Source organism: Pantanalinema rosaneae CENA516 (assembly GCF_050753385.1).
GTDB classification, from domain to species: domain Bacteria; phylum Cyanobacteriota; class Cyanobacteriia; order Leptolyngbyales; family Leptolyngbyaceae; genus Pantanalinema; species Pantanalinema rosaneae.
The window spans coordinates 51,841-73,640 of sequence record NZ_JBLZFZ010000032.1 but is presented as its reverse complement, the minus strand read 5'-3'; the positions used below and the strand labels follow the sequence as shown (position 1 = coordinate 73,640).

18 protein-coding genes are annotated in these 21,800 nt (G+C 51.6%); 9 read left to right on the top strand and 9 right to left on the bottom strand.

Features of this window, described 5'->3' with window-relative positions:
- Nucleotides 1–108: 108 nt before the first annotated feature.
- Nucleotides 109–543 (bottom strand): pentapeptide repeat-containing protein, encoded by a 435-nt coding sequence (locus ACN4EK_RS18555; protein ID WP_431659600.1) that lies wholly within the window; start codon nucleotides 541–543, stop codon nucleotides 109–111.
- A 388-nt stretch (nucleotides 544–931) separates the two neighbouring features.
- Between ACN4EK_RS18555 and ACN4EK_RS18550 the strand changes: the two genes are divergently transcribed.
- From ACN4EK_RS18550 to ACN4EK_RS18515, 8 genes are all read left to right on the top strand, one after another.
- On the top strand, nucleotides 932–1,552 hold the full coding sequence (locus ACN4EK_RS18550; protein WP_431659598.1) for a TetR/AcrR family transcriptional regulator: 621 nt from the start codon (nucleotides 932–934) through the stop codon (nucleotides 1,550–1,552).
- A gap of 182 nt (nucleotides 1,553–1,734) precedes the next feature.
- Nucleotides 1,735–3,753 (top strand): cation:proton antiporter, encoded by a 2,019-nt coding sequence (locus ACN4EK_RS18545; RefSeq protein WP_431659597.1) that lies wholly within the window; start codon nucleotides 1,735–1,737, stop codon nucleotides 3,751–3,753.
- Nucleotides 3,750–4,787 carry a glycosyltransferase family 2 protein gene (locus tag ACN4EK_RS18540; RefSeq protein WP_431659595.1) on the top strand — a complete coding sequence of 346 codons (1,038 nt, stop codon included), beginning with the start codon at nucleotides 3,750–3,752 and terminating at the stop codon, nucleotides 4,785–4,787. Before ACN4EK_RS18545 ends, ACN4EK_RS18540 begins: the two co-directional genes overlap by 4 nt.
- Before the next feature lie 96 nt (nucleotides 4,788–4,883).
- A complete protein-coding gene (locus ACN4EK_RS18535; protein WP_431659593.1) occupies nucleotides 4,884–5,972 on the top strand; it encodes a phosphotransacetylase family protein in 1,089 nt (362 codons plus the stop codon).
- A gap of 27 nt (nucleotides 5,973–5,999) precedes the next feature.
- Entirely contained in the window at nucleotides 6,000–6,644 is a 645-nt protein-coding gene (locus tag ACN4EK_RS18530) for a 2OG-Fe(II) oxygenase (RefSeq protein WP_431659592.1), read from the top strand.
- A 111-nt stretch (nucleotides 6,645–6,755) separates the two neighbouring features.
- Nucleotides 6,756–6,998 (top strand): hypothetical protein, encoded by a 243-nt coding sequence (locus ACN4EK_RS18525; RefSeq protein WP_431659591.1) that lies wholly within the window; start codon nucleotides 6,756–6,758, stop codon nucleotides 6,996–6,998.
- Nucleotides 6,998–7,402 carry a type II toxin-antitoxin system VapC family toxin gene (locus ACN4EK_RS18520; protein ID WP_431659590.1) on the top strand — a complete coding sequence of 135 codons (405 nt, stop codon included), beginning with the start codon at nucleotides 6,998–7,000 and terminating at the stop codon, nucleotides 7,400–7,402. Before ACN4EK_RS18525 ends, ACN4EK_RS18520 begins: the two co-directional genes overlap by 1 nt.
- A gap of 547 nt (nucleotides 7,403–7,949) precedes the next feature.
- The gene (locus ACN4EK_RS18515; protein ID WP_431659589.1) at nucleotides 7,950–9,119 is read left to right on the top strand and encodes a fatty acid desaturase; all 1,170 of its coding nucleotides are present in this window, start codon (nucleotides 7,950–7,952) and stop codon (nucleotides 9,117–9,119) included.
- 27 nt (nucleotides 9,120–9,146) lie between these two features.
- Here ACN4EK_RS18515 and ACN4EK_RS18510 read toward each other — a convergent pair whose 3' ends face one another.
- The 8 genes from ACN4EK_RS18510 to ACN4EK_RS18475 form a co-directional block, all read right to left on the bottom strand.
- Nucleotides 9,147–12,590 (bottom strand): tetratricopeptide repeat protein, encoded by a 3,444-nt coding sequence (locus ACN4EK_RS18510; protein WP_431659588.1) that lies wholly within the window; start codon nucleotides 12,588–12,590, stop codon nucleotides 9,147–9,149.
- A 77-nt stretch (nucleotides 12,591–12,667) separates the two neighbouring features.
- The gene (locus ACN4EK_RS18505) at nucleotides 12,668–13,162 is read right to left on the bottom strand and encodes a hypothetical protein (protein WP_431659587.1); all 495 of its coding nucleotides are present in this window, start codon (nucleotides 13,160–13,162) and stop codon (nucleotides 12,668–12,670) included.
- Between the two features lie 265 nt (nucleotides 13,163–13,427).
- Nucleotides 13,428–14,654, bottom strand: coding sequence for a phospholipase C/P1 nuclease family protein (locus ACN4EK_RS18500; RefSeq protein WP_431659586.1), 1,227 nt, complete (start codon nucleotides 14,652–14,654; stop codon nucleotides 13,428–13,430).
- 75 nt (nucleotides 14,655–14,729) lie between these two features.
- Nucleotides 14,730–15,854, bottom strand: coding sequence for a hypothetical protein (locus tag ACN4EK_RS18495; protein ID WP_431659585.1), 1,125 nt, complete (start codon nucleotides 15,852–15,854; stop codon nucleotides 14,730–14,732).
- A 64-nt stretch (nucleotides 15,855–15,918) separates the two neighbouring features.
- Nucleotides 15,919–17,628, bottom strand: a complete 1,710-nt coding sequence (locus ACN4EK_RS18490; RefSeq protein ID WP_431659584.1) for a transthyretin-like family protein — start codon at nucleotides 17,626–17,628, stop codon at nucleotides 15,919–15,921.
- 6 nt (nucleotides 17,629–17,634) lie between these two features.
- Nucleotides 17,635–18,993, bottom strand: coding sequence for a hypothetical protein (locus ACN4EK_RS18485; RefSeq protein ID WP_431659583.1), 1,359 nt, complete (start codon nucleotides 18,991–18,993; stop codon nucleotides 17,635–17,637).
- A gap of 39 nt (nucleotides 18,994–19,032) precedes the next feature.
- Complete coding sequence (locus ACN4EK_RS18480; RefSeq protein WP_431659582.1) at nucleotides 19,033–19,857, bottom strand: hypothetical protein; 825 nt, start codon at nucleotides 19,855–19,857, stop codon at nucleotides 19,033–19,035.
- 61 nt (nucleotides 19,858–19,918) lie between these two features.
- Nucleotides 19,919–20,806, bottom strand: coding sequence for a hypothetical protein (locus ACN4EK_RS18475; RefSeq protein WP_431659581.1), 888 nt, complete (start codon nucleotides 20,804–20,806; stop codon nucleotides 19,919–19,921).
- 571 nt (nucleotides 20,807–21,377) lie between these two features.
- On the opposite strand from ACN4EK_RS18475, the gene ACN4EK_RS18470 reads away from it, so the two are divergent.
- Nucleotides 21,378–21,800, top strand: coding sequence for a response regulator transcription factor (locus tag ACN4EK_RS18470; RefSeq protein WP_431659580.1), 423 nt, complete (start codon nucleotides 21,378–21,380; stop codon nucleotides 21,798–21,800).

The following is a 21,800-nucleotide window of genomic DNA, read 5'->3' as shown; positions in this document are numbered from 1 at the left end:
CTATCGAACCTATAGCATCTAAGCCATTGAAAATTACAGCAGAATAGGCAGCTAAATTCTCAGCCCTTAAATGCTTGCCCGAGACAGTTCCCAATCATCGGCAAGGAGCTACTGTTCGCCACCAACCCCAATGCCACTGCCGTAAATATCGGCTCCAGAGATATTAATATTGCTTAAGGTTGCCCCAAAGGTCAGCGCATTAATCATCTGGGCATCGCTTAAGTTTACAGCCGTCAGATTGGCATCATTCATCACGGCATTCGTGGCAAAGGCTCCCGTCAAATCCGCCCCTTGTAAATCGGCTCCCGTCAGATCAGCGCCCTCCAGGTTTGCCTCTACTAAAATCGCATTCCGCAGGTTCGCATCTCGCAGGTCTGCCCCAATTAAATGCGCTCCTGTTAGATCGGCTCCGGCTAAATTACAGCCAGCACAGGCTCCCGTAGTTAACAATTGCTGCACATGGGCTGGATCTTCCGCCCGCGCCGCGAGGGGTAGAGTTAAGCTGGCTAACAAAGCCACGATCGAGAGAACGGTAACTTTCATCTTCTTTGCCTCCTGGAGAATTGCCACGTTCAGTAGGCTACTACAACAGCTCTTTTACAAAATTCGGATTAATGTTTAGTTTAATGCCAAAAAAATGACATTTACTTAATAGTAGGTCAACCAAAAGTTGTAAAAGTCCTACTATTAGGATCGCATAAATTGGCTCGATCGGCTTCATTCGGGAGGATGAACTCGATCGTAGACAGAAAGGCGGAAATTCAGCCAACTGAAACGTTAACAAATGCTGATTTATTGTGCCCTTCCTGACAATTTTACTCTCACTTTTGCAGGCAAATCTGTAATGATCTGTGACACTTCTGTTGATTTCTGGATAGGGCATTGCACAATAGCCCTAAAGCCCAAGTCACCCTAAGGCGATTTCTTTGCTATGCGTACATTTAATCCCCTACCTCCGACAGAATCTGTCACCCGAAATCGCATTTTAAAGTCCGCCCTGCGGCTGTTTGCCCAACAAGGCTATGACGGTACGACCACACGGGATTTGGCAGAAGCGGCAGAGGTCGCAGAAGGCACTTTATTTCGTCATTTTCCAAATAAAAAAGCCATTCTGATTGAAGTTGCCAGCCAGGGATGGGTGGAGCTATTAACAGATTTGTTAACCGAATTAAGTGGGATGGGTAGCTATAAAGCCGTGGCTCAGGTGATGCGGCGGCGGATGTTGCATTTACATCAAAATGCCGATGTGCTGAAAGTCTGCTTTATGGAGGCACAATTCCATGCCGATTTACGCGATCGCATTCAATCGGAAGTGATCACCAAAATGACGGATGTGGCAGAAGCCTTCTTTCAAACCGCGATGGATCAGGGTGTCTATCGACCGATGAATCCCAAAATTGTGGCTCAGGTGTTTTTGGGCATGTTTGCTGTGGCGGGCTTTAGTCAAAGCACCATTATGCCGCCCGGAGCCGCGATCGCCGAAATGCAGGAAATGGCAGAAGGACTTGCCGATATTTTCCTCAATGGCGTTTTAGCCAAAAATCCCGATTAGCGCAGTGACGGCTTACCTGTTAGCGCGTCCTATGGTGAGCGCACTCAGGTATGATTGCCCTAATCCCATTAAAATAGAGCGTTGATACCCCAATTGGTTTTGACTGCGATCGCGGGAATTTTTTCTCCCCTGATCGCCGTTCTGTGTCAGGGGCAGGGAGTGTTCGTAGCGATAGTGGATTTATGGAAGCACCGCTAGACATCACTCTGCAAGTGATCCTCACGGTCATTGCAGGGATTGGCGCCCAGGTGTTGGCGGAGTTTCTCAAAGCGCCCGGTATCGTCTTTCTGCTGATTTTAGGGATTCTGCTGGGGCCGAGTGGCTTGGGCTGGCTGCATCCCGATCGCCTGGGCGTGGGGCTAGAGGTGATGGTTGCCCTCATGGTTGCCCTGATTTTGTTTGAAGGGGGGTTTAATCTCCAACTGCGGGATTTAGGGCGAGTTTCTGGTAGCCTGAGAAATTTAGTCACGATCGGGACGCTGATCACCCTGCTGGGGGGTGGCATGGCGGCACACTGGCTGAGCGAATTTCCCTGGTCGATCGCCTTTCTGTATGCCTCCCTGGTGGTGGTCACGGGGCCAACCGTCATCAACCCCTTGCTGCGGCAGGTCAAGGTCGATCGGCAGGTGTCTACCTTGCTGGAAGGCGAAGGGGTATTGATCGATCCCGTTGGAGCGATTCTCGCCGTTGTGGTACTGGGGATTCTGCTGAATGGAGATGCCGAACCCCTGCGAGTGATCAGTGGGCTGATGCTGCGGTTAGGGATTGGCGGCGGCATTGGTGTATTAGGCGGCTGGTTATTAGGCTGGTTACTCAAACGAGCGCAATTTTTATCTGATGATCTCAAAACCCTGGTGGTTTTAGCCGGATTATGGGGCTGGTTCGGACTGGCGCAAACGATCGTCAGCGAATCAGGGCTAATGGCAACCGTCGCCGCCGGGATTGTGTTACGGGCCTCTTCCTTACCCGAAGAACGGCTGCTGAAACGGTTTAAAGGACAACTGAGCATTCTGGCGGTTTCTGTCCTATTTATTTTGTTAGCCGCAGATCTCTCGATCGCGGGGGTTGCAGCCCTCGGGTGGGGTGGCGTTCTAGCTGTGTTAGCCCTGATGTTTCTGGTACGCCCCGTCAATATTTGGGTCTGTACCTGGAATAGTGGGCTGAACTGGCGGCAAAAACTGTTTCTCTGTTGGGTCGCGCCTCGGGGAATTGTCTCAGCTTCGGTGGCTTCCCTGTTTGCGATCGTCCTGACCCAACGCGGGATTAATGGCGGCGACTCAATTAAAAATCTGGTGTTTCTCACGATTATCCTGACCGTTTGTTTGCAGGCACTCACCGCCCAATGGATCGCTAACCTGCTACAAATCACCTCGCGGCAAGCCACAGGAGCCGTGATTGTCGGCTGTAATCCCTTAAGTTTGTTGATCGCCCGATTGTTTAAGGAACGGGGCGAATCCGTCACCTTAATCGACACGGCAGCAGAAGCCCGGGAACAGGCGGAACGGGAACAGATTCCGATTTTTATTAGCAGTGCCTTAGATGCCGATGTGTTGGAACGAGCCGGACTGGGGGCGATCGGTACATTTCTCGCCATGACCAGCAATGGTGAAGTGAATCGGGTGATTGCCCAACGGGCAGTGGAGGAATTTGAGCCGCCTCGCGTTTTGGCGATCTTTCCTCGTGATCCAGAAACCAGCGCTGAGAGTAATTCGATTAAAACGCAGCAGGCATTTATGCCCCAAATGTCGCTAAAAACCTGGAATCAATATCTGACCGATACCGCCGTTAAGTTGGGAGAAACGATTTTACACGAGCCGGAATTGGCGGCACAACAAGCCCATTTACAGACCTTGATCCAGAATGGGGAACTGCTGCCCTTACTGGTTGAACGGGATGAGCGATTACAAGTGGTGACGCTGGAAGAGTCCTGGCAAGTGGGCGATCGCTTGATTTATCTGTTACATAATCCCAAACCTAAATTATTAAAAGTATTATCAGGATCGGGGCAGGCGCGGTTAACACCGGAAAAGCTGCCAGAGGTCGAAAATATTCCCGCTCCCCCCTCCCCAGAACCCATTCCCGAATCCATTCCTGACCTTGCCCCCATTCCCGAACGATGCGTCCCCGCTCCGGAGGCAGACCCCACGGAAGCCATGTCCCCGCCGGAAGCCTCTGCCCCAACGCCGCCGACTAACCTATGACAGTTGTCACCTATTCCATCGTCATTCCGGTATATAACGAAGCCGACTCCCTCAGGGAGTTATATCGTCGTCTGAGTCCGGTGATGGATCAATTGGCTGGGAGTGTGGAGTTGATTTTAGTCAATGATGGCAGCCGCGATCGCTCCCTGGCGCTGATCCGGAGTTTACGAGAACAGGATGAGCGGGTTTGTTACCTGAGTCTAGCCCGCAACTTTGGGCATCAGGTGGCCGTCACAGCCGGATTAAATTTTGCCCGAGGGCAGGCCGTAGTCGTGTTGGATGCCGATCTGCAAGATCCGCCGGAACTGATTCCGACGCTGATTGAACAGTGGCAGCAGGGGTATGACGTGGTGTATGCCCAACGCAGCCAGCGTCACCGGGAACATTGGTTTAAACGCAGTACCGCTTACCTGTTTTATCGATTGTTAAAGCAATTGGCAGATGTTGATATTCCCACAGACACGGGGGATTTCTGCTTAATGGATCGGCGGGTGGTGGAGGTGCTGAATGCGATGCCAGAACGGAACCGCTATATTCGCGGTCTACGATCGTGGGTGGGATTTCGCCAAACGGCGGTAATGTTTGAACGGGATCCTCGGTTTGCGGGAGAAGTCAAGTACACCTTTGGTAAGTCGCTATCGCTGGCAGTGAATGGGTTAGTGTCATTCTCCAAAGTGCCCCTCCGGATCTCGACCTATATTGGACTGCTGGCATCGGTGCTGGCGATCGTCATGGCAGGATTAGTCATTTATTGGCGCTTGTTCTATCCCACTTCGCCATTGACCGGATATGCCGCGATCGCCGTTGCCATCTTCTTTATTGGGGCGGTGCAACTGTTTAGCATTGGCATTTTAGGCGAATATATTGGGCGGATTTACGAAGAGGTAAAAAACCGTCCCCTCTATACCCTGAGTGAAGTTGATGGCTGCATGGTTGTTGACCAAACAGTGATCTCCCGAAGACCTGCCCCCGATCTAAATTTGCTACCGCCCGATCATCAACATCAGTTATCGAACGATCGTCATCGGATATAGATTCACAGGTCGTAAACTACTTTCTACCCGTACAATGGGGGATAAACCGTTCCAGTAGCGCGGTTCTTGTGAAGCTTGATTGCCAGGAGTAGAAGTGTGCCAGAGTCCGCAAAGTGCTTATTGATTGGGTCAACCGAAGCTTACAGTGGTAAGTCAGCCACCGTGTTAGGCGTTGCCCATCAATTGAAGGAACGAGGAATTAAAATTGCCTATGGCAAACCGTTAGGCAGCTTCTGGCGAGGTACGCCTGGAACCGGGGTGGAAGAAGATGTGCAGTTTGTCGCCCAAACGCTGAATCTCCCTTCCGATCGCGTGTTGCCAACCATCTTGGCGTTAGATGACCAGTCGATTCAGCAACGGATTTTGGGACAAAATCAGATTAATTATCAACAAACCCTGACAGAGTATTACCAACCTCGGAATGCCGATCTCGTGTTGCTGGAAGGCACCGCCAATCTGGAGGAAGGCAGTATTTTTAATCTATCGTTGCAACAAATGGCAGAAGCCCTGAATGCCCAAGTCCTTCTGGTCGCTCGATTCCACTCGTTGCTTGTGGCTGGAGCCATTATGTCAGCCCATCGGCGGCTCGGCGATCGCTTATTGGGAGCCGTGATTAATGATGTCCCAGAGGATCGGCTGGAAGAAGTCACCACAACGCTGAAGCCCTTTTTAGAACGGCAGGGGATTCGCATCTTAGGGATTATGCCGCGCAGTGATTTGCTCCGCAGTGTCAGCGTCGGTCAACTGGCACAACAACTCCATGCCGAAGTCTTATGTCGTGCCGATCGCTTGGATTTGATGGTCGAAAGCCTGAGTATTGGGGCAATGAATGTGAATTCAGCCTTGAAATACTTCCGCAAAGGGCGGAATATGGCAGTGATTACGGGCGGCGATCGCACCGATATTCAACTCGCAGCCCTGGAAACCTCAACACAGTGTTTAATTCTGACCGGACAAATGCCGCCCTCGAAGGATGTCTTGCATCGAGCGGAGGATTTAGAGATCCCGATTCTGTCCGTTGATCTGGATACCTTAACGACGGTGGAAATTGTCGATCGGGCGATCGGTCAGGTGCGGATTCAGGAACCGGTGAAAGTTCGGAATTTGTATCAACTGATGGCACAACACTTTGATCTCGATCGGCTGATTCAAGAATTGGGTTTAGAACCCGCGATTCCCGTTTAATTCTGTACGTTAAGTTGAGCTAGTCGGTTGTCTTACTATCATCAACAGCCCCAGGCATTTCCCTCGACTTACCTGAGTGAATTGCAAGGACAAATTTTGTCATGTCCTTACTTTGCTGTTAACAATTTGAACCGTGATTTTGTCGGCACGAAGGGATTTTCGATCGTGTTTCGCCGTTCCCATTTAGCGGAAGTGGAGCGGCAATTTCCTTACCTGAAGCTCTATCTCCAGCAAGCGTTACAACCTGACTGTAATGCGTTTTACCTGAATCCCTTATTGCTCCAGCAAGGCTCACGGGTCGATCCGCATATCGATCGCTCGTTGCGTTCCTACTGCGAAACAATTGAGCCTCCAGTCGTCGTCAGTGTTCTGTATGTCCAAGTTCCACCAGATTTAGTCGGGGGTGAGCTGGTATTGCGATCGCATAAACGCCAGGTGGGACAGGTGCGACCCCAACCGAATACGTTACTAATCTTTCAAGGGGATTTAATGCATTCGGTGAATCCGGTGACGAGTGCGGGAATGCGGCTGAGTGTGGTGTGTGAACAATACAATTTAGAGGATGATCAACTGCAAGATATTCCTGAATTTCGCTTGGAGTCGAGGGCATTGAAAGCGCCGAAGGAGAGAAAACAGCAGCGCAAAAAAAGTCGGAGTGCGTCTGGCTATTAAGGATTACAGCCGTTTTTTTACCAACGAAGGTATGCTTGAGAAAGAGGTTTAGCTAAACGTCTTGATAAAACAAAGTCTGTGAATCCAGTCAGGTTTTAGAAGTTTATAATTATGCAAATCACGATCGACCTACCACCCGATCTGGAGCAAGACTTACTCCGGCAAGCAGAGCAATCTAACGTTCCATTGCAAACCTTGATTCTGCAAGCCTTACGCCAGATGATTCAAACGCCTTCTGTTGCCACTTCTCTCTGGTCAGAAGCAATCTTGTCCTACCCAGGAAACCCTGACTTTCCGGCGTTTGAATCCTACCGGGAGGAACTCTTACCGCCCCGTGAACCGGAGTTATTTTGATGCGCTATCTGCTCGATACCTGCGTCATCAGCGATTTCATTAAGGGCGACATTGGAACTTCAGCCAGGTTTAAACAAACCCCACCTGTTGATATGGCTATATCCGTGATTACAGTCATGGAATTACGCTACGGCTTGGCACTGAATCCACAACGGGCTGAGAAAGTTGCACCTGCGATCGCCAGCATTCTAGCTTCTGTAATCATTCTGCCATTTGGCACTGTAGAAGCTGAACAGGCGGCTCAAATCCGGGCGATTCTTAAAGCTCAAGGGCAACCCATTGGTGCTTATGATGTTTTGATTGCAGCTACCGCGCTTCAACATGGTTTGATGATGGTGACAGCTAACCAACGGGAGTTTGAACGGATTCCTGGTTTACAGATCGAAAATTGGCGACAAGCCTAGATCAGCGATGCTAATTGCAGCCTAGCACTAGAATAATTTGCCGCTCGCTGAGCTGAGGGATCACCATTCTCAGTGTCCTGTGCTTAAATTTGCTGCAAGATTTCTTGGGTGGTGGGATGGTCGAATAACTCGTTGGCTCGGCTTGCCTGCTGCGCCTGAATGATTAGATTGACCAGACCGTTAAACGTTCCGTTTATGTAAGGATGTTCAGTTCCATATTGCAAGCAGCAAGGGATTGGTGATCCGTGGGTGAGAATTCACAGCCTAATGGTTGATGTGCTTTGGGGTGCTTTCGTGCAAAATCTGATCTGGGCGATCGCGCAATTTAGTTTGCAGACTATCTTGTTCAATCAGCAGCCCTTACAGCAAAGCTGACGTTAAACTTGAAAGAGCGGCTAGTTCAGAATCGAAAAACCAGGGATCTTGTTAGTTACCAGTCAAAGTTGTAGCAATCCAATTTGCTCTATGCAAAAGTTCCCCATAAATCGAGGGTTGAGGGAACAGGGCAACTGATTGCTTTGAAGTTGTTTAGAAAAGACCTTACTGAATGGAAACTACGATTAAAAAGTCGGATTTTGTTCTAGCTCCCTACATGAAGAGCAACGACTTATGGGCAACTTACCAAATTTTCAATACCGTTGTTCCCTATATCCTTCTATGGTTCTTAGCCTATAAAGCAGCTTTTATTTCCTATTGGTTACTGCCGCCAATCATAATTTTGATCACGCTCTTTTCAGGGCGGTGTTTTTCCTTAATGCATGATTGCGGACACTATTCGCTGTTTAGCTCAAGAAGGGTTAATCGGGCGATCGGGTTTATGCTGGGTGTAATTAATGCGATTCCCCAATACCCCTGGTCTAGAGGCCATGCCTATCATCACAAGACAAACGGGGATTGGGAACGCTATCGGGGTCCTGCGGCATTAATCTCAACAACGGAGTTTGCCAAACTTAGCCCCTCGGCTCAATGGTGGTATGAGTTTCTACGACATCCATTGATGCTGTTCCCCGGAGGTTTTTTCTACCTTGCGATTAAGCCAAGATTGGCTTTACTTGCCGGAACCTATGATTTTATTAGGCATGGATTGACTTGCCTTAAGCAAGATCCAGGGATGGGTTTAGCTAAGATTATTTCCTCCTACAAATCTAGAAATTGGTACACGGCGGGTGAGTTTTGGGATTTGCTGTTTAACAACATTTGCGTCATCAGCAGTTGGATTCTTTTCGGTTACTTACTAGGATTTGGCTTTTTCTTCAGCGTTTACTCAATTACGCTCACCTGCTCTGCGGCACTATTCATCTGTGTCTTCTTTGTGCAGCATAATTTTGATGGCTCTTATGCTCATAAAACAGAGGGTTGGGATTATCTGTTGGGAGCCATTAAGGGTAGTAGTTACTTAAAATTACCGGCTATTTTCAACTGGTTTACCGCAGACATTGGCTATCACAATATCCACCATCTGTCTGAAAGAATTCCTAACTATAATCTTGCTGCGTGTCACAAGAGAAATATGCATTTACTCGCAGATGCTAAAATTCTGCGAATAAGAGATATTCCTGATTGTTTCAAGTTTATTCTGTGGGATGCTGACTCCGATCAACTCATGTCGATCGCAGCATTTCGCCAAATGACCCAATCCAGGAGTCAGCATCCAGCACAAAGTTTTCTCACCACGTCTGAACCAGAAGCAGGGCTGGTCGAAAAGGTTGAGGTTTAAATAGTCAGAGGGACGATCGATCGCCTTTTAGCCAGTAGCTGATTCGGCAGAATCCTCAGTGCCCTGGGCTCGAATTTGCTGCAAGATGTTCTGGGTGGTGGGATGGTTGGATAACTCGTTGGCTCGACTCGCCTGATGCGCCTGAATGATCAGATTGCCCAGACCGTTAAACGTTCCTTTGGTGTAAGGATGTTCGGCTCCCAGACGGGTGTGGAACACTTGCAACGCCTGGAAATATAGCTGCTCGGCTTCGGCGTAACGCCCCAGAGTCGTGTAGAGTCCAGCTAGGCTGACAATATTGATCGCGGTATCAAGATGATCCTCGCCTAACAGCCGTTGCCGCAACGCCAGCGATCGTTGATACATTGGTTCCGCTTCCGCATAGCGCCCTTGCGAATAGTACAATGCCGCCAGATTGTTGTAACTCGTGGCGACATCGGGATGATCCTCGCCTAACAGCCGTTGCCGCAGCGCCAGCGCTTGTTGATACATTGGTTCCGCTTCCGCATAGCGCCCTTGCGAATAGTACAATGCCGCCAGATTGTTGTAACTCGTGGCGACATCGGGATGATCCTCGCCTAACAGCCGTTGCCGCAGCGCCAGCGCTTGTTGATACATTGGTTCCGCTTCCGCATAGCGCCCTTGCGAATAGTACAATGCCGCCAGATTGTTGTAACTCGTGGCGACATCGGGATGATCCTCGCCTAACAGCCGTTGCCGCAGCGCCAGCGCTTGTTGATACATTGGTTCCGCTTCCGCATAGCGCCCTTGCGAATAGTACAATGCCGCCAGATTGTTGTAACTCGTGGCGACATCGGGATGATCCTCGCCTAACAGCCGTTGCCGCAGCGCCAGCGCTTGTTGATACATTGGTTCCGCTTCCGCATAGCGCCCTTGCGAATAGTACAATGCCGCCAGATTGTTGTAACTCGTGGCGACATCGGGATGATCCTCGCCTAACAGCCGTTGCCGCAGCGCCAGCGCTTGTTGATACATTGGTTCCGCTTCCGCATAGCGCCCTTGCGAATAGTACAATGCCGCCAGATTGTTGTAACTCGTGGCGACATCGGGATGATCCTCGCCTAACAGCCGTTGCCGCAGCGCCAGCGCTTGTTGATACATTGGTTCCGCTTCCGCATAGCGCCCTTGCGAATAGTACAATGCCGCCAGATTGTTGTAACTCGTGGCGACATCGGGATGATCCTCGCCTAACAGCCGTTGCCGCAGCGCCAGCGCTTGTTGATACATTGGTTCCGCTTCCGCATAGCGCCCTTGCGAATAGTACAATGCCGCCAGATTGTTGTAACTCGTGGCGACATCGGGATGATCCTCGCCTAACAGCCGTTGCCGCAGCGCCAGCGCTTGTTGATACATTGGTTCCGCTTCCGCATAGCGCCCTTGCGAATAGTACAATGCCGCCAGATTGTTGTAACTCGTGGCGACATCGGGATGATCCTCGCCTAACAGCCGTTGCCGCAGCGCCAGCGCTTGTTGATACATTGGTTCCGCTTCCGCATAGCGCCCTTGCGAATAGTACAATGCCGCCAGATTGTTGTAACTCGTGGCGACATCGGGATGATCCTCGCCTAACAGCCGTTGCCGCAGCGCCAGCGCTTGTTGATACATTGGTTCCGCTTCCGCATAGCGCCCTTGCGAATAGTACAATGCCGCCAGATTGTTGTAACTCGTGGCGACATCGGGATGATCCTCGCCTAACAGCCGTTGCCGCAGCGCCAGCGCTTGTTGATACATTGGTTCCGCTTCCGCATAGCGCCCTTGCGAATAGTACAATGCCGCCAGATTGTTGTAACTCGTGGCGACATCGGGATGATCCTCGCCTAACAGCCGTTGCCGCAGCGCCAGCGCTTGTTGATACATTGGTTCCGCTTCCGCATAGCGCCCTTGCGAATAGTACAATGCCGCCAGATTGTTGTAACTCGTGGCGACATCGGGATGATCCTCGCCTAACAGCCGTTGCCGCAGCGCCAGCGCTTGTTGATACATTGGTTCCGCTTCCGCATAGCGCCCTTGCGAATAGTACAATGCCGCCAGATTGTTGTAACTCGTGGCGACATCGGGATGATCCTCGCCTAACAGCCGTTGCATCAGCGCCAGCGCTTGTTGATACAGGGGTTCGGCTTCCGCATAGCGTCCTTGCGATTCATACAGTCCCGCCAGGTTGTTGTAACTCGTGGCGACATCGGGATGATCCTCGCCTAAGCGATCGCGAGTAACAGAAACACAATTTTCATACCAGGGAACAGCTTGAGCATAGGCTCCCTGCCCCTCATAAAACCGTCCCAAACCAACAAACAGCCAAGCCAAATCGTCATCATTTATCCAGGCAAGCCAGGTGGTGGCGGCTTCTGCTAAATGAGGCATGACCAGCGTCACCGCCTGAATCAACTCTATGGTGGGGCTTTGCGGCATTTGCTGGGCACTCTGCACCATAACTTGGCAATAGGTCTGCTTCCATGCTGCCGCCGTTTCAGTTTGCTCTAACTTGGCACGAAAGAATTCTCGAATCAGTTGATGCAGTTGGTAAGCGCCTTCTCCCACCCGTTGCAACAGATGCAGATTCAGCAACTCATCCCGGTTTTCCTCCAGGTCTTCCGTCCCATCATCAGATGTCATTGCCGCCATGAGCTTCCAGGCGATCGGAGTCAGCGCAAACAAACTCAACCAGTAAGCTAACGCCTGGGTTGACTCAGTTAGCTCTTGCCAACTCAACTCAAACGCCGCCACCACATTCAGCGATGCCGTCATCCCTGGATAGGTTTTAGCCAACGCCTTTGCTGCCAGCCGCTGGGTTTCTAGTCGCTGTTTTAATACTGTCAGAGATAAATCTTGTTGACCTTGACCAATCAGAAACCGCCCCACTAATTCCAGTCCCAACGGTAGATAGCCTAGCCACTCACAGAGCCATTGCGCCTCTGCCAATTGACGATCAATTCGTGCTGCTCCTACCAGCGATCGCAGCAGATCCAGCGCTGCCTTTTCCTCCAACACATCCAGCGACAGCATGTGGAGCGTTTGGCTCACCGACTGTTCCAGATTCAGCCGCGTCGTGAGTAATACCTTAAACCGAGGCTCGGTAGACGGCGGCAGATAGGACTGAATCTCGGCATAGTCCGTCACATCATCCAGCACCACCAACACATTACCCTCGCGCCAGTGTTGCCAACAGAAGTCTACCTGATCCACCAATTCTCCATCGGGCGGCAGCAAAGACAATTGTTTCTGAGCAAACGAGACAATTTGCGTCCCTACATCCAAGTCTCGCGCCCCTAACCAACACACCCCACCGGGATACCGTCGCTGCCGATAGGACGACAACGCATATTGCAACGCCAACTCCGTCTTGCCAATGCCTCCCATCCCCTGAATGGCACTAATCACGACCCGATCGCCCCGCTCCAATTGAGCCTGCAACGTTGCTAAAGCGCGATCGCGCCCGACAAACTGCTTCACCCCACTACGCAGCAAATTTTGTGGAATCGGTTGCTGAAGTTTCGTCCCCGGATCGGCTCCACTTTGACCCTGGGCAACTACTTTTTTGCCAGTGCCTTAGACCATTTTCTAAATGTCGGAAAATTGGTTTGCCAGAATTTCTCTAAATCCAAGTCGCCTTCCGTTGCCAGTGTCACAAACGGGGGCATGGCAGAAAACGCCCATTTCACCTTCACCGTTGCCGATGGTTGGGGCTGCTTCAACCTGTCCCGCAGTTCCAGCAAAATTCCCATCATTTCCGCCGGACAAACCTGCTGCTGTACTTCCAGCCGATCCACCGATTCGACAATTTCTGCCACAATCACTTCCGCCTCTGGTTCCGCGATCGGGGCTTCTGTAGACTGATCTGCCAAAATCTGCCAATACTCTTGCTGATATTCCCGTAGCTTCGGCTTAATCTCTAACCGTAATCGCTGTTCTGCCTGGGTTTTAGGCAATCCTGTTGTCAGCAAAGCCTCTCGTTCTAAAGCTACTTGCTGTTCGCGCAACAGGTCTAACAATTCATCGAGTTGACTTAGGCGATCGTTGGACATGGGGCAATTTTAGAATTAGGACTATCTCTCAAACCAAACGTGACAGTGTAACTCCCTCTTAGCCCCCTTCTTAAGGGGGTTGGGGGATCATCTGTTCATTACCTCAAGTCCAGATCCCCCTAAATCCCCCTTGACAAGGGGGACTTTGAGTAGAGAGTTGCCCATTACATTATCAAGAGAATTCCCCATCCGACAAGAAATCTAGCGTCTCCCGATGCCAGAGTCGCGAAGTGCCAAATTGCTAGGGTAGGCTGAAGGACGATCGCTAAGGACAACGCGGATACAGAGATTTGGTTGGAGTTTGGCGGGGACTCAGAACCAACACAGTATCCATAAACTGCCGCAATTCCGCCAGACGTTGAGTTTGCCAGTCCGCCGCCGACATCCCACCGGGAACCGATCGCCGATGCCGCAGCACCAATTGCACAAATCGCCGACTTGCCGCGATCGCTGTGCGAGTGGGTGAACTGCTCAGATCAATATAATCCCGTGGATCAACCGGCAGTGGCATTAACCGACCGGGTTGCCGCATTGGTAACACTCGATGTTCCTGGGGATAGGGCAACCCATCTAACCGATAGTAGCGAATAAACGTAATGGCTCCCGCTCCATTGTTTTCCCGCGCCGTATGTGCTGGAGAGTAGGAATCCTGAATCAGATGCAAGGCTTCTCCCAGCCATTCAAACGCCGCTTCCCGAGTCGAAGCCGTGATAATCCGGTGATAAATCGCGATCAACTGTTGACGGGCTTCTGCCAAAGCCTCCGCTAAGGGTTGACACTTATATCGCCGTAACACATGCCGCCGTTGTTGTTCCGGCTTAAAGTGGTTCGCCAACTTTTCCGTATCTACCCGCCGCACCCCTCGATTCATCGCATCCAGTTCTGTAGAAGTAACAGATAACCCCCGTACCGCCTCCCGATTCAGGGTTTCATGCCCCGGTGGAATCCTCAGCAAGCGGTTTTCTACCACAAACGCCTCCGCCTCCCGTTCCACCGCCATCTTTTGAAGCTTGTCGGCATACTGCTGCTGAATCCGCCGATCGAAGGAATGCGAGTCAGCCAACTCAAATTCCCACTCTGCCTCCCGTTGTTGGGGAGGAGCCGATCGCACCACCGGCGGCAGGGCATCCCCCTGATTCAGCGTCGTCACCAGCACCACACGATTACCATTTTCGCCCCCCGGACGGTAGACGATCGGGACTCCCCGCACTACCGCTAACCGCGTGTTATAGCCGGGACGAGTTTGGCGATAGTGTTTGGCATTCCGAAACTCTTGCACAAAAGTGCGGGGGTCAAACCGTACCCCATTCGCTAACAGACGTTGGAGAAAGCGTTGGGTGAAATGCAACGTGGGCAAAAATCCCTGCCGTTTCAGGTGGGCAGCAAAGCGGTGTGCCGGGTTACGTCCTGCCTGCCCCCGCCGTCCTAACTCATCCTCAAACTCCAGGTCAGCCCAACCATTCCGTAACGCTTGAGTGGAAACCGAGTTCATTGCCTAGCCTTCCTTCTACTAACAGAATCATCACCGCGATCCAAGCTTGGTGGGCAGTGCCCACCCGATCGGCACTTACCCTTGTCCGGCACGTAGAGGCATGACACCGCCATCGCGATTCGCTGCGATCGGTGCAACGCGTTGCACATTTCCCCGAAAGGCAATCCCCAACACTTCTGCACTGGTCAGCCACTCTTCCGCCACATCGGCAATCTCACGTAGCAAGGCCTCAAATTCTGCCCGTGATGTATTGAGAATATACTTTTGTGCCAACCAGCGAATCATCGATCGACCAGAGGTTGCCATCCGATGCCGTTGGGAGGCATTCACCTGTTTGTTGAAGTAACGCAACATCACCTCTTCCACCACATCCCAGGCATTGTCAGCACCAAATAACTTCCGGACATCGTCTGCTCCCAGAATTCGGAAGGCTTCATCCAACAGTTGCAGGGTTTCAATTCGGAACACATTAATGTGTCCATAGGAATTCCATTTCAAGTTATTGCGTAAATCCAATCCGGCTCGTCGGACTGTGGCAATACTGCCAAAACTGGGATCGTAAGCCCGTTCCCGAATCACATCGGAAATCCGCTTATCACGCCAGAAGGCTGCCACACTGTTAATGAATTGGGTAAACATACCGTGGAACTGGGTATTGGGCTTGGCGCTCGGCATCGGCGGAATCGTGGTATAGCCAAACACCCGGCGGTAGGTTTGCATCCGGTTGCGTTCCGTGTAGCGCAGAGTGCTGCGGCGATCGAAGCGATATAGCCCGTAGGCTCCATCCCCCGTAGACAGCCGCACCGCTCCGGCATCAAATAACTCCTGTAGTTTGCGAACTACTCGAAAGACTCCCACCTTCTCCATCTGGTAGAGGTAGTACAGATCCGCTACCGACAGAATGCGATCGCTGGCAACCTGTTCGTCATAGTCTTCTACCCCTTGGGGCAAGCGGGTTTCCGTCACCGTTTTCGCGGCATCTTTCCCCAACCCAATCAGTTCTGCCAAGCCCCCATCGGCAGGGGTAGGCATGGCTGAATTCGCCGCGATCGCCTGACTTAACATATCCTCAATCCGTTGTGTGAGGGCATCGGCAAGTTGAGGATTTTGAATCAGTTGGGAACCGAGTTGATCGACCAGCGTTTCTTTTAACGCCGCAATGCGATCGAGTAAATCTTGATTTTCTCCAGTTGTGGACATCGAAATTCTCCTGAATCAACGGGGTCAAATGACCAAGCTATGAATGCTGTGAGATAGCAGGGCGTTAGGTCAGACGGAGCAGTGACGGGGCAAAATCGAGATCATCGGGCTGATCCCCGATCGGGAGTTTCACCTGGTCGGCTAATTGGCGCACCTGGTAAAGCTGGAATGCTAGATCTCGCAGTGCCCGAATCACACCTTCCCGCCGGAATGCGGCATTGGGAATCGGGGTATAGGTCGCGGCTTGGGTCAGAATCATCAAGCGATCGCTGGTTTCGGCAATTACTTGAATGCCTAACTTGCCACCCGATTTCGCTAATAACGGTCCTTCCTCGGTGGCAAACCGCCACACCCAATTCAGCAACCCTTCTACTGTCATCGAGTCGCGTAGTTGAGCGGTATCACGCACTGGATACGCCGTCCCATCCGGTAACGGAAAGGCTCCAGTTTGGGAACTTGCGGCTCCTGGCAGGCTATCTGAAAACGTCTCAGCCCGCGCCCGGGTGAAGTCGATATAGACCGACAGCCGCTCCTCTGGGCCCAGGAAGAATAGTTCCATAATCCGGTACACTTCCTGCACCGACTCACCAACCACAGCAAGCGCCTGTGCCAATCGGACTAATTGAGTCCCAATATAGGCTCCGGCACTGGAATCCTGGCTACGTTTGTAGTCCACCCAGCTTCTCTGGAGCGATTGCAGGTAATCCTTGAGCGTCAGGAAATTACTGTAATTTTGTTCTTCTTCCACGGTGTTAATTTGGCTGGGCAGCAACCCAAAGAACTCCATCAATCGCTTCAGTTGCCCGCCAACTCGCTGATTACCATTGATCTCCTCTCCACCCAGCAGCAGTTGAAATAAATTATCGACCCGCAAAATCCGGGGGCCCCCCCGCGCTCCTAGTTCGGCTAACAATTCCTGCATTTCAGTCCGGACGATCGCTCGCGTCGCTTCCATGTTCTCCTTATCCGCCGCTGATTTGAGGGGATAGAGACTGTTCAGCAACTGAATGCCATCCTGAATTGCCGTTTTGGCTCGATGGTAAAGACTGGCCTGCGCTCCGGTAATGCCACCCCCCAGGTCAGAGGCTCGGACTGCCACCGATCGGGGATTCCAGTCGTACACCGTTCTGCCATCCACCTGACGAGCCACAAAGGTTTGGGTCAGGGTATTCACCAGAGTCTTGGCATCATCGGTTCTCGCTGTATTGCCAAGAATGGTGCCTAATGCCCCTTCCACAATGCCCTGTAAGTCACCACCGGAATGGGTGGGAGTCGAAACAGTCGCCATTCTGCCCGATCGCTGAATTTGATCGAGACTGGGCAATACATCCACCACATGCACCGACCCTGTCTCTGGGAAGTGGCTCGGAGGACGACCGTCTTCCGGCTGGAAATTGGTCTGCCGTAATTCCAAGAGCTGTAGCCAGGAACCCGGATTTTGATTGGGCAAAGCGATGGGGAAGGAAAATCGAGGTTGTTCTGAAGCATCGTCAAATTCATCGAGTAAAAAGTCTGCCTGGGTGGGAGTCCGCCCTAATAATTCCTCACCTCGAAACACCTTGAAATATAGGTCAGGTCTAGGTTCTGTCTCAGTCGGCTCCTGCTGGAAGTCATCCTCATCGAACGTAATTTCAAATACGCCACGGGTATCAGTGCGAACGGCATCCAACAGATCATCATATTGCCGATCCTCATCCCAGGCTTCCACCCGTAAACCAGCTTCGTAGTCGCCAACGTTCGGCTGAACCCTCCCCCGAATTCGATATCGTTTCATGCTGTACTATCTCCTTGCTAAAGCTTTATAGAAGTTTTCCGTAATCACTCCCGGTGCTGCCAGTCGGCGCTCGATCGCATGGCGGGAGGCACAGATGAGCAAGCGTTCGGGAATGATGCCCGGATCGTTGCCCTGCGCTAACCGTCGTCCGGCTTCCTCAATCATTTGCTGGTGATGCGGTCGGAATCCCGTCACCTCCGCCAATGACTTGTTACCCAGTTCGGCATAGGGCGTGTAGCAGATCGTATCCACTACCAGTTTGTGTGCCCGATCGAAGGTATTGAGCATGGCGGCTGGAATATTACCCGTCCGAGGATTGGGATACAGCCGTTTCCAGATGCGGTTGTAATGATCTGCCGCTTTGGGAAACCCCATCCGTCGCAAAAGTTCGGTGCTGATAAACACCCGCAGATAAGGCGTAGGATGGGGCGCACCGGGATGAAAAGCAAAGGTACTCTGGGGCGATCGCGAAGCAATATCCATCAGGGAAGCCACAATATAGGGGCCTCCCAACAGCAAGCCCGACAGATCGGCAAAGGTTTCACTGTGCCACTTTGTCCAGATCGCTGCCACCTCAGGAGACATGCCCGCCTTTAATAAACGCGCTGCGATCGCCTTGGGAATGGTTTGGCGTAAGCCTAAATCGGTTTGCAGGTTATGTGCCACCTCATGCAGGATCGCTCCCAATGTCCAGGGGTTGACCAGGCGGTGATAGGGCAATTGGATCAGGGGAAAGGGATTCAATTGCTGACTCAACTTGGTCAGGGGAATGCCGCGCCGGAAGGTGGCAGGCGAAAATCCCGTTTTGACATAGGAGAACGGCGGTGGTGCCGGAATCGACTTCGCTTTACCCAAGCCCATATACACATCCTGATAACAGTCGAGCGCAATGCGATCGCACCCCAGTAACCAGGTGCCAAACTGACTCTGGCGCTGCCCAAACAACTCAAAGTAAAAATCCCAGATTTGCTCGATCATCCGCACCAGATCATGCGCCCGATCCTTACGGGCAAGCATCCGTTGCAAATACACCGTTTCCGGTTGATGCATCGCCACCTGAACACTGCTGGTTACAGTGGTAGCTACCCGTTGCAGGTGCGATCGCAGGCGGGCAATCAGTTGGTTTGCTGCATCGATGTGGGCATCACTGGGACTGGCAGCCTCCGTCCCAAACTCCCCTGGACGAAAGGGACGCAGTGCCTCCACATGACGCACCACATTAATTGCCTGCGCCCGTAACCAGGGATCTAAGTTAGGCGGCTCGACCCAGCTTTCAGGAGCCGTTTCCTGATATAGCTCTGCCAACGCCCGTTGAGTCACTCGACTCGCCGCCCCATTCTCCACCGTATTCATCAACCAATTCATGCCACAACTCCTGGTTGCACTCCGACATTAACGGTGGAATTAGAACCGGGGGCGCTGATTTGCCCCGCAGGAGCAATGCCGACCGTGAACTTGCCGCGATCGTTGCAGCACAGATGCCGTCCGGCGGGGACTCCCCAATACCTTAGCCACATTGCTAGCCACTGCCCGAGCCGCCACTCGATCGTTGAGCGGTTGTCCTTGCTTGGCTTGCCGCGCCAGAGTAGACATAGTAGAACGGGCGATCGTCGGAAAGGTGCGGATTAACGGACGAGTGCGGGGATTGCGGAATAACGCCCGCCCTGCCTGTGCCATTGGTCGAATCACCTGCGGGGCAATCCGAGTTAGCGCCGGAGCCGCCGCACTAATGCCCCGCGCCACCATCGGAATCAGTGAACCAATGAAGGCTTCCGCTTCCGCTTCACTCTGGCTATTCGCAGCCATGTGCGCCAGGTGTTCTGCCGTCACTTCATATTCATTGGCAGGCGTAGTTTCAAACTCTGGCATCGCTTCTGGATGTTGCTCAAACTCAAATTCACCCTCGCCACCCACGGCACTGCCCAGCGTCCGCAGCAGATTACCAATGAAGGGATCACCTTCATATTCACCTTCCAATTCAAACTCCTGTAACGGGGTTTCAAATTCCAGTTCAAATTCTCGCTGACCCCGCTTACGCCGCCGCCGAAACAGTCCACCGATCGCGCGAATTGCCATAGGAGCCGCTGCTTTCAAAACTGGAGCCAACAAGGGCAGAAACTCTTCGCTCTCGTACTCGTATTCAAATTCGCGATCGGTTTCTCCCATCACGCCAGTTTCAAATTCCGATTCCAGTTCTCGATCTAACATTTCTAGTTCATGCTGATACATGAGTGAATTTCTCCTGAGTAAATAGGTTGTATCTGGACGTAGTGACACTCAACTGTCGTAATTAACTCCGTACCTTCCTGCGAGATGTAGGAGCAGGTTGGGTAATTTTTTGTGCCACTTTCGCTGAAGTTGCAACAATTCGCGCCGTTGCGATCGGACTTTTAAGGGCGTTTCGCGTTTGTGTTGCCATTACCTGGGCAACTACTGGGCGCGTAATGGGTTGCCCTTGCGCGGCTTTTTGTGCCAGAACTTGTCCAGCCCGTTGCGCCACAGTCGGCAGAATCCGCACTAGAGGACGGGTACTCGGATGTTTCCGTAAACCCCGAGCTAGTTCAGCCGATGCTTTGACGATCGCCGGAACCTGTTTTTGCACCGCCACCGACTTTGCAGGTAGCACTCGGGTGACAGCCGCTCCTATATAGGCTTCGGCTTCCGCTTCGTTTTGGACTTTGGTAGCGGCTCCAGCCAACGCTTCTGCCAGGGTTTCCATTTGGGGCATGGTTTCAAACTCAAATTCACCTGTTAGTTCCCCTTCAAATTCGAGTTGTCCCACGGTTTCAAACTCAAATTCAAACTCACTCTGCCGCGCCACCTGCCCTAAGGTGGCACCCAGTTGGGGCCCCCCGATCGCTGTCCCAACCAGGCGGGCAGCATAGGGCGCGACTTTGGGAACAACCTGCTTTAAGCGACTGGCGAGTTTGCGTACTGTTCCAAGAAAGGCTTCACTTTCGTACTCACCTTCATACTCACCTTCGCCTTCCCCTAATCCCAAAGCGTTCATAGCTCCACCCACCAGACCGCCCAAAAACTCTTCACCTTCATATTCATGCTGCATGTCATATTCGTTTTGCAGTTCATATTCAAACTCGTTGTCAAGCTCACTTTCGAGTTCGTGTTGTAGGGTTTCTCCATCCAACATTGCATTACTCCCAATGGAAATGCGGTTCATCTCTAGCTATAACCAACAGGAGCAAGATTTGAGCAGTCCTATTTTTAGGTGACAGAGAGATCAAGTCATCAAAATGAATGACATCTAATTAAATGACATGACTGCAAAAGTACCCGTTAGGGTGACGGCAACTCCGGTGAACGATCGCTTAAATAAGAACAGCTTGATCAGCAGCGGCATAATTCCTCAGCCACGATAAATCCATTCACTGAGCCGCAACAGAAACAAACTCAGCATCTACAAATTCAGCATTGATCACGCACTCACAATTCTGACGGAATTGAGGTAGGAAGATGCAGCTTTTTGACCATGTTCAATCCGTAGACACTCTGTTCACGTTGATTTATTTGATTGACGATCAGATCCTTGACTGATAACGACTCATCTAGCCTCGTGTTCTGCTCCAGTCAGGGAACTTTCATGAGAGATCTAGTCGTCATAGAAAAAATTCTCTCCCTTCAGGGTTGCATTGGCATTGCCACTGAACAACCCCGTGACCATCATTCATTCACCAGATTCCCAAGCTCAAACCTGTGTTATGCCCCCCTGATCTACATGCTTGAGTCAAATGATGAATACCCAAGAATTATCCAAACCGTTGTCAAAAACCCCTGATGTAGCTCAAATTGAACAGGATTTATTAGTGCGATCGCTCAGTCAAACAGAGGTTCCCTGGAAGCCTATTAAAGTGTTACGGGAGACAGCCGGAGCCATCCACGAAGTGATTTTTGAATTACGCATTGATGAAACCGAATATTATGTCGTTCGGCGTAAACATACCAGTGACTCATCGATCTGTTTAAGTCCTCGCGAGATGGCGATCGCGCAATTAATCGCCCAGGGATTACCCAACAAAACGATCGGTAGAAGACTTGCCATCAGTCCCTGTACCGTCTCCACCTATCTCCGCCGCATCTTTATGAAGCTGGGAGTCACCTCTCGCGCCGCCATGGTTGCCCGCTTAATGCAGGAGAATGTGTTGCCAACTCAATAG